9 protein-coding genes are annotated in these 5,590 nt (G+C 58.7%); 2 read left to right on the top strand and 7 right to left on the bottom strand.

Going from position 1 to position 5,590, the window contains the following annotated elements; genetic code table 11:
* Together WB528_RS23695 and WB528_RS23690 are read right to left on the bottom strand one after the other, a co-directional pair.
* Positions 1 to 365 (bottom strand): hypothetical protein (locus WB528_RS23695; RefSeq protein ID WP_423891258.1); only part of this gene is annotated, 365 nt, incomplete at its 3' end.
* 246 nt (positions 366 to 611) lie between these two features.
* Positions 612 to 1,079 (bottom strand): PaaI family thioesterase, encoded by a 468-nt coding sequence (locus tag WB528_RS23690; RefSeq protein WP_423891256.1) that lies wholly within the window; start codon positions 1,077 to 1,079, stop codon positions 612 to 614.
* Between the two features lie 701 nt (positions 1,080 to 1,780).
* Here WB528_RS23690 and WB528_RS23685 point away from each other — a divergent pair.
* Positions 1,781 to 2,089 carry a hypothetical protein gene (locus WB528_RS23685; protein WP_423891255.1) on the top strand — a complete coding sequence of 103 codons (309 nt, stop codon included), beginning with the start codon at positions 1,781 to 1,783 and terminating at the stop codon, positions 2,087 to 2,089.
* A 77-nt stretch (positions 2,090 to 2,166) separates the two neighbouring features.
* On the opposite strand, the gene WB528_RS23680 is transcribed toward WB528_RS23685, so the two are convergent.
* From WB528_RS23680 to WB528_RS23660, 5 genes are all read right to left on the bottom strand, one after another.
* Positions 2,167 to 2,451 (bottom strand): DUF6894 family protein, encoded by a 285-nt coding sequence (locus WB528_RS23680; RefSeq protein WP_423891260.1) that lies wholly within the window; start codon positions 2,449 to 2,451, stop codon positions 2,167 to 2,169.
* A 131-nt stretch (positions 2,452 to 2,582) separates the two neighbouring features.
* Positions 2,583 to 2,777: a hypothetical protein gene (locus WB528_RS23675; RefSeq protein WP_423891252.1), complete on the bottom strand. Its 195-nt coding sequence runs from the start codon at positions 2,775 to 2,777 to the stop codon at positions 2,583 to 2,585.
* Positions 2,778 to 3,987: 1,210 nt separating this feature from the next.
* On the bottom strand, positions 3,988 to 4,170 hold the full coding sequence (locus WB528_RS23670) for a hypothetical protein (protein ID WP_423891250.1): 183 nt from the start codon (positions 4,168 to 4,170) through the stop codon (positions 3,988 to 3,990).
* Between the two features lie 11 nt (positions 4,171 to 4,181).
* On the bottom strand, positions 4,182 to 4,382 hold the full coding sequence (locus WB528_RS23665) for a hypothetical protein (protein ID WP_423891248.1): 201 nt from the start codon (positions 4,380 to 4,382) through the stop codon (positions 4,182 to 4,184).
* Positions 4,383 to 5,228: 846 nt separating this feature from the next.
* Positions 5,229 to 5,378 (bottom strand): hypothetical protein, encoded by a 150-nt coding sequence (locus WB528_RS23660; RefSeq protein WP_423891246.1) that lies wholly within the window; start codon positions 5,376 to 5,378, stop codon positions 5,229 to 5,231.
* Here WB528_RS23660 and WB528_RS23655 point away from each other — a divergent pair.
* The coding region (locus WB528_RS23655; protein WP_423891244.1) for a hypothetical protein at positions 5,378 to 5,590 on the top strand (213 nt) is incomplete at its 3' end. The two genes, WB528_RS23660 and WB528_RS23655, sit on opposite strands and share 1 nt — an antisense overlap.

Here is a 5,590-nt window from a genome sequence, read left to right as displayed (position 1 = left end):
GCGCGGCGGCGGTCGATGATGACGCCGCCGTTGATCGAGATGCGATAGGTCTCCTCGCCGAGCGGCTTTCCAGTGGCCGAGGTCAGCTCGGCCTTCACACAGGCCGTCCAGCCCAACCCACGAAGCTCGTGACGCGGCTCGGAGACCTGCACGTTCTGCGGATTGGATTGGGCGACGAAGACCTGGTCGAGTTTTTCGCGGACCATCCGCCGCACATCGGGCGTCGTCTCGAGCGGCGGCGGCTCAGTGGGTTTGGCGCGCATGAAATCCGGCACCGGCAGCGGTGACCGGCTGTCGGCGAGGCCACAGCCTCCGAGCGCGAGCGCGCAGCCCATGAGCGCGATTGGTAGAACAGCCTGCCCCATCGGTCCTCTTTAGTCACAGTGCGGCGGTTCAGAAGTCCGCATCTCTTGTGCCGCGAGCTGGCCGCGCGGACTTCTGAACCAAAGCCACAGTAGATCAATAGGTTTGGACCACTCGTGTCCTTTCGATTCCGAAGTTCGAAACGTGGCTCTGGTAAAATCCTGCGAACTTCGGAAGCCGGAGACTAGATACGGAGCGGATGACGTCGCGTTTTGAGATAATACCGGCTCCCGCGCCTGTGCCTGCTCTCACAACATCGCAAAGGCGCTCGATACCATCGCCACCGGCTTGTTGTCGGTGCTCCCCGATAGCGTGATGCGGCCAAAGCTCATGGTTCGTCCGAGCCGGACCACCCGCGCATCGGCCAGGACGTCGGACTGCGCAACCGGACGCATGAAATGGGTGGTCTGATCGACCGTGGTCATCGGGCGATAGCCGCGGTTGGCGGCAAGGACGGCAATCACCATCGCCGTATCGGCAAGCGACATCAGCGCCTGACCGCAGATGATGCCGCCATGCCGGCACAGGCGATCCGAGAACGCCATGCGCAGGATGGCGCCGGGCTGCCAATCGGCAGGCGCGCTCGGAGGCGGGTCGGATTCGATGTCGACGATCGCCAGGTCCAGGTCCTGCACCCAGGGTGCGAAGACCTCGCGAAGAACGCGTCTGGCTTCTTCGATATCGAATTTTGCCGGGATCGTGGGATCACAGGCCATCACAGATCGCTCCCCGCGCGCTTGAATCTTCTTGCATGGCTTCAACGACCGACTGAGTGCATTTTGTGAAATCCATTCTGGTGCCGCATTCCAATGTGAAGCGCCAGCCCCTGGCAAAGGCTCCATCCTGCTGTGCTTGAAAATAGCAGGCCTTGGGTCCTATGATGGCAGATAGTGTGGCGACTCTGATGTACGAATATCAGAATCGGGGACGCTGGTAGGGTGGATTTGACATTCGCTATCCTGTAGCCGCGCATTCATCATGCGAATGTCAAACCCAAAACTCCACCAGAAGCCTGTCTTTGCTGGTGGTCCTTTGATTCTAACATCTGCAAAAGTGCATGCCAAACCGGGATGCAAATGTTCGAATAGACAACTAGCTAGGGGGAGTAGTTTTCCAGATGTTTCGCCGGCTTGCCTGGTTGTTTTGCGTGATCGCCGTTGGGCTCGCACTCAGCGGCTGCACCAAGTGCGGCCCGATTTGGGACGACTGGTTTCCGTCCCAGAAATCATGCAGATCCGACCATCTTTAAGTGAGTGCCGGCCTGCTGCGGCACCATCCTTGGACGCTTGGCTCAGCAGGGAGCGCGATGATATGCTGGTGTCCTTGAAATTCCCAGGTTCGCGAAAGGTGGTTGCCGAGTGCAGTGCGAACTTCGGAAAGTAGGCATTGGGTCTTCCCAGGATACGGAGAGTTGTTCATGAGAGCCTTGCGCCTTGCGGCCGCGATCATGTTGCTGGCATCGCCGGCCGTTGCTCAGATTCCGAAGCTTAATCTGTTGCAGGACAACAAGCCTGCCAAGACGCAAGAGGAAAAGGACGCCGACGACGCGCAGCAAAAGGCGTACAAGGATTCCTTGAAGAAGATCCCGGATGCCAAGGCGCCTTCGGATCCCTGGGGCGCCGTGCGAAGCACGGATGCGCCGTCTTCAACGGCCAAGTCGGCCTCATCGTCCAAGCCGAAAGCCAAAAGCCGGGCCAGTGCGAGCAGCGGCGGCTCCGGCAACTGAAGTAGCTCGCCATTGAAGCGGACATGATAGCGCGTACACGACAAGCCGGCGCTTCGACGAAAAACGGCGTTCGGATTTCAAGACCGTTTGGAGTGGGGCTGCCGCTTCTTGCCGGCGGCGGGTTTTGACCCAGCCAGCGAATCCGCCACCAGGCAGATTCGGAAAACCGGCTGACGGAGCTCGTCGAGAAGCTCCATTTCCCACTGTGTATCCTGGCCCAGCTTGCGGCAAATTCCGCCGACCATATCGGCGCACGAACTGGTCAGCTCCTGCCAAGCGGCATTGTGGTCGGGAAGCTCGATGCCTTGCTCCGACGCACCCGAATAACGGCCATTTCGAATCCGAAAAAAATAGAGCGGCATAATACTCACTTACCGGGAACCGCCTGCGGGGGGCCCGGTTGAGGCCCCTATCGGTAATGCCGTCATTTGACGCCCGATACGACGGTGGATCAATTCCGGGAGGCTACGGGTGCGTGCGTCGAAATACCGCCTCATTCGCTTTCGGTGATGCGGACCAGGCCATCACCGGTGACGACGAGACCCTTAGCGGTCTCAAGGACATAGCCCAGGCTGAGCAGCTTCGACAGATGCGGCGGCGGCACTGTCGGATTGTCGGAGGCGATCGCGATTTCGATCAGGGAAGCAAATTCTTCGGGGGTGAGAAGCTTGGGAGCGTGAACAGTCATCGTCAACTCGCGATCAGCACAGCCGTGTCGGCCGTCCCGAAAAGCCATGTGACGGCCCGGGATGGCGTCACCGACAAGCATAGCATTTAATTCTGAAAATTGCTGAGCGTAACTTTCGGATGAGACCGGGGAGGCCACTGCCAAGTCGTTTCGAGTGGGGCCGTCGACCCCGTTGACAACAAGCCGACGACCCCGGCCGCGCAATTGAAATTGTGGCCCTGACGGGTCAGCTCTGCGCGGCCGGTCAGCTAACGCCTGATCCCGACCGCACGCGCTACTCAAAAAGTGTCTACTCCGGACCGTACGACTGCGCTCCCTGGAGGCGCGGTTTGGACTGTTCAGTTTCATGGAAGCAAAACCGGGCTCCGAAAGCCTCAGAGGGAGGAGCAAAAAGCGCAACGCCGCGCGAGCGGAATATGATCGCTTGGCGGCGCTGGCCTGGTCACCGAGGCCCCTGAAATCCCCTCGGTCGAATCTTGGGTCGGTGCCGGCCGCCGTTAGGTTCATTCTCGATGGCCTCGCGTGCGCCGATCCCTCGCCCCGGGCAACTCGTGAAAGAGGCCGCCAACTGAAGCGACGACTGTGGGCCAGCGCACGCGATGCGAAATATCGGGATATATTCTGTCCAGGATTTAAGGATGGAACCGTTCGTTGGCTGCTACGTTGGCGTGCCCGCGTTTCGTTCGCCCCCGACAAACCTGCGGGTAGCGGTCTCGGTCTGCTAGACTTGCCGGGGCCGTTTTTTTGGACACTCGCAGCGGCCGATGAAGCGCCGCCGCAAATTCAAAACCGGCGATTGTGAACAGGCTCACATTCTGGTTTAGCGACGTTCGTTATGTTGCGCTGCCCTCAAGTTTCTGGTCCCCCGGAACACCCATGGGGGCAGGCGGCCTCGGCACGCGTTCTCAGCGTGACGGGGCCGTTTTTTGTGTTGCCGGAAATGGCCGGGCGGCCGCGGAAGCGGGGATTGAGCACCCGCTGTAAGGCGCGTGTAAGCTCGGTTGGCTAGAGGTCCGATTCCGAAGTTCGCACGGTATCGCGGCAACCTCCGATGCGAGCTTCGGAATCAAAGGAACTCTAAAGACGGATCAAATCGGCCTCACCACGTTCTCAGCGCGGTGGGCCATTGTTTTTTGGGGAGGCTACAAGGAATCCTGTGAAAGCGTTTGTGCCGAATGCCAAGCGAAAGAGGCCGCGATCTGAGGCGGTACTATTTCTCGTTCGCCGAGTGTGTCGCAATCGCGCGTTCAACCTCTGTCGCGAGCGCCGCCAGATGTGTCGATAATCTCGCGAACAATTCGCGCTTGGATTTGTCAGTAGCCAGGTCTCGTATCAACGCGGCTTCCGCCGCTTCGGCGCGGAGCTTCTCCAGGGTCGCCTGCATGTCCATCATGGTGGCTCAGGCTACTTCGGCGCCTGCAATCCGCGGGAGTTTGCCCAATCGTCCAGATGGCAAGCGGTCTCAGCCCGGCTTGCCTTCGTGAGCAATTCGTCGCGCTCACGACAGGACGGCATGTGATCGGCTTTCTCGCGCACCTGTTTGGCGAACGCCGCGAGCCGATCTTTCAGGGATTCCGCTTGTTTGAAACGTCGCCGCTGTTGCATGGCGCACGCTCCATTCCGTTAGATCCGTTAGAGGAGGGCGGGAGCGCAACCGGGCGTTCTCAGTCACCGATAAAAGCCACGATCCGAGCGGTGATAGTGAGAGTGTGCATCCTTGGACTTACGGATGCGAGTCATTAATTTGGCCGGTTACCCTGGAATCCGCTGCGAATAACTTCGGCTACCGAAAGGGGCCAACGGCTAACGCAAAGACCGGCAAATGGACGATCGGAAGGGCCTGTACCTGCTCGCCGCGGTTTTGTCTTTAGGCCACTCAATCTCAATAAGATTTTAGAATCGAGCTACCCGGCGGATGCTATTGTGCGTTGCTCGCGTCCATTCGACCCCCAAAACTGTCTCGCGGGCAACGGTCCTGGTCCACCAGACCACTGGGGCCGTTTTCTTTTTGGACAACGTCCATCGTTCATCAGACGAGTAGCTGACCGGCATTGTGAGGCCGCTAACCGAGGCGGGCTTATTCTTTTTCTTTCGGCTTGACGACGGTCTCACCGCAGTGATCGCACCGATATACGGTGACCGCTGGTCGATCTTCGGTTTTTGGTAGCGTCGCGTAATGGGCCATTCGACCACCGCACTCCGTGCAAATCGGCCCGGGCAGGTTCTTGTCTGACTTTTTGGCCGTGGCCATGGACGGTTATCCAGCTTGCCATTGTTTCCTAATATATACGGGAAAAAGTGGCAATTGCCTTGCGTCAAAAGGGCCGATGCCCCGAACGTAACGGGACCGCTAACCAAAAATCCCGATGAAAAGTGGCCAGGGCCGGGGGCTCGGTACTGTCCTTGCCGCTTCCGCAATGAAAGAGGCCGCCCACTGAGGCGGCCCTCATTTCAAATTGACTTACCGGTTTTAGGCGCGGGCTCTTTTGCCTTTTCCTCTGCCAGCAACTGCAGCAGGACTTTATGCTGGGCGGCATCGTGATCTTCGGCAAGGCGCTTCTTAAAGAGGGTTAGGTTCGCTTGATGTATGAAGGGGTCCATTGGCCACTCCTGTCGGTTGGCCACCCGCTGCGGATCTTATGCTCTTAACCGAATATGGCCAGCAATCATTGTTCCATTTTGCTCAGTTCATGAAAATTAACGAATTGGGCCGCAAGCAAATTAGATCCCATGGGGAGTGGATATTCGGCCTGATTAATGCGGACCGCTCTGACGCGCTGTTTTTGACTGAATTGGGGCGCTTGGTAGTAGAC

It is taken from the genome of Bradyrhizobium sp. (genome assembly GCF_049586575.1).
Taxonomy (GTDB): domain Bacteria; phylum Pseudomonadota; class Alphaproteobacteria; order Rhizobiales; family Xanthobacteraceae; genus Bradyrhizobium.
The sequence above is the reverse complement of the archived record's forward strand: the minus strand, read 5'-3'. Positions and strand labels throughout refer to the sequence as shown.